The organism is Pseudomonas sp. 05T35 (assembly GCF_056396605.1).
In genome coordinates, this window is record NZ_JBFTLU010000670.1 from 1 (window position 1) to 1,678 (window position 1,678).

A 1,678-nucleotide genomic window follows, 5' to 3' on the forward strand; every position below is an offset into this window, starting at 1 on the left:
ACATTGGGTACCACACGGTACTTCTGGCCCAGTGCGCTCTTGGCATTGTTCGTCATGTAGGCTTGCAGTTGGTCCAGGGTCTGGCGGTTGACCCGTTCATTGGGCTGTGGTGTCGGGTACAGCTCCAATCGCTTGAAGGCTACCGTGTCATAAGTGTTCGGGTTCCAGGATGGAGTCACCCAACGCATGGCCTTCTCACCGCTGGGTGTAGTGACTTCCTGCAAGTTGTTGTAGTCGGGAAGAAACCCTGAGTACTGTTCTTTCTCCGTGATTCTTGAGGTGCACCCGCCGAGCAGCAGGCCGCTCAAGGCAACGCCGACAAGCAATTTTCTGGACAGACTCATACTGTTTACTCCATGGATTAAGACGTTCTATACCGCATCGAGTTGATGGCAGTGACAGGCTATAGGGCTAATACCTGCACGCTGGATTCCTTATGAGGCGGCCTGCATAGAGTGCCTTGTGTCCTTTGCTGGAGTATGTCCCGCTTATTTCCAGGCAGTAGAAATGTTACCCAAATGAAATATATGGCTGGCCGGTGTTCCAGCTTTTTCTCCTTCGAAGAAATGTTCCCAATCCGAGGGATCGAACCGATCGGTCGTGTCCATCCGAATATTTCGCAGGCTCACCGTTTCCAGATGTGACGCATATAGAGGCTCCGAAAAATAACTAATCAGGATAGAGCGACGGCGTTGGCCGATTAAGTTCAGACTGGCCGCATGCACTAAATCGACATCAAACACCAGGATGTCACCCGCGGAGCCTGAAAGTTGTACAGATCGGGACTCGTCGTTGAAGTCGAATGGCGGCTCTCCCTGCTCAGGGCGATGGCTGCCCGGGACGATGCGTGTCGCGCCGTTCTCGGGACCATAATCGTCGAAATAAGCCAGGACATTCACAATGTCGCCTGGCCGTTGGGCCGACAAATCGCGGTGCAGCTGCTGATGACCGCCACCTGCAAGAGGCTCGCGACCTTCTACCTGCGAGAGGAAGAACCGTTCTCCGATCAACTCGCCCACCACCGCCAGCACCTGGGGCAGACGACACACAGCCTGAACCTTCGAATCAGCGTCCAGCAGCGAATGGCGCCAATCCATGCCACGCGGCACGGGCCATTGGTCCGCCGGCTTCACGCCCGCATCGAACACGGCACGAAGGTCGTCCAGCCACTCGGCCGGGATCGCTCGACGGAGCAGTGCATAGCCATCTCGATGAAGTTGCTCGCGGTCAGTCATGGATTGCTCAATTCCCTCGCCATCAACTCGATCAATACAGATCGTTCCCACGCTACCGTACGCTGAGTGATTAATGCCCAGGCATTGGACTGCTTGGGCGTTTTACATCGCGTTTTCGCCTTACCGAGTCAGGGCTCGCAATGTGGCTCGGTTGAGGCAACCGGGGCGTACGCAGTAACAGGCTGATTTCCTCTGCGCTGACCGCTCTGCTGAAGAAGTGACCCTGTATTTCATCGCAGCCGTTTTCACGCAGGAAGGTTTGCTGCTCTTGGGTTTCGACACCTTCGGCAATGACCTTGAGGTTCAGTGTGTGCCCCAGCGAAATCACCGCGGTGGCGATGGCTTTGTCGTTCTCGTTGTCAGGCAGATCGTGTACGAAAGACTGATCGATCTTGAGTCTCGCGATCGGGAAGCTTTTCAATGCGGCGAGGCTGGAGTAGCCG

The 1,678-nt window shown here is 55.5% G+C and carries 3 protein-coding genes; all 3 read right to left on the minus strand.

Going from position 1 to position 1,678, the window contains the following annotated elements; all coding sequences use genetic code 11:
- The coding region (locus AC1DH9_RS28665; RefSeq protein WP_477809285.1) for a DUF3313 family protein at window positions 1–344 on the minus strand (344 nt) is incomplete at its 3' end.
- 144 nt (window positions 345–488) lie between these two features.
- The gene (locus tag AC1DH9_RS28670; RefSeq protein ID WP_427538640.1) at window positions 489–1,235 is read right to left on the minus strand and encodes a phytanoyl-CoA dioxygenase family protein; all 747 of its coding nucleotides are present in this window, start codon (window positions 1,233–1,235) and stop codon (window positions 489–491) included.
- Window positions 1,236–1,305: 70 nt separating this feature from the next.
- Window positions 1,306–1,678, minus strand: a 373-nt coding sequence (locus AC1DH9_RS28675) for an EAL domain-containing protein (protein WP_477809286.1), incomplete at its 5' end; no start/stop codon positions are given.

Excerpts from the sequence above, each read along its gene's own strand:
- AC1DH9_RS28670 (WP_427538640.1), bottom strand. The coding sequence starts at position 1,235 with ATGACTGACCGCGAGCAACTTCATCGAGATGGCTATGCACTGCTCCGT.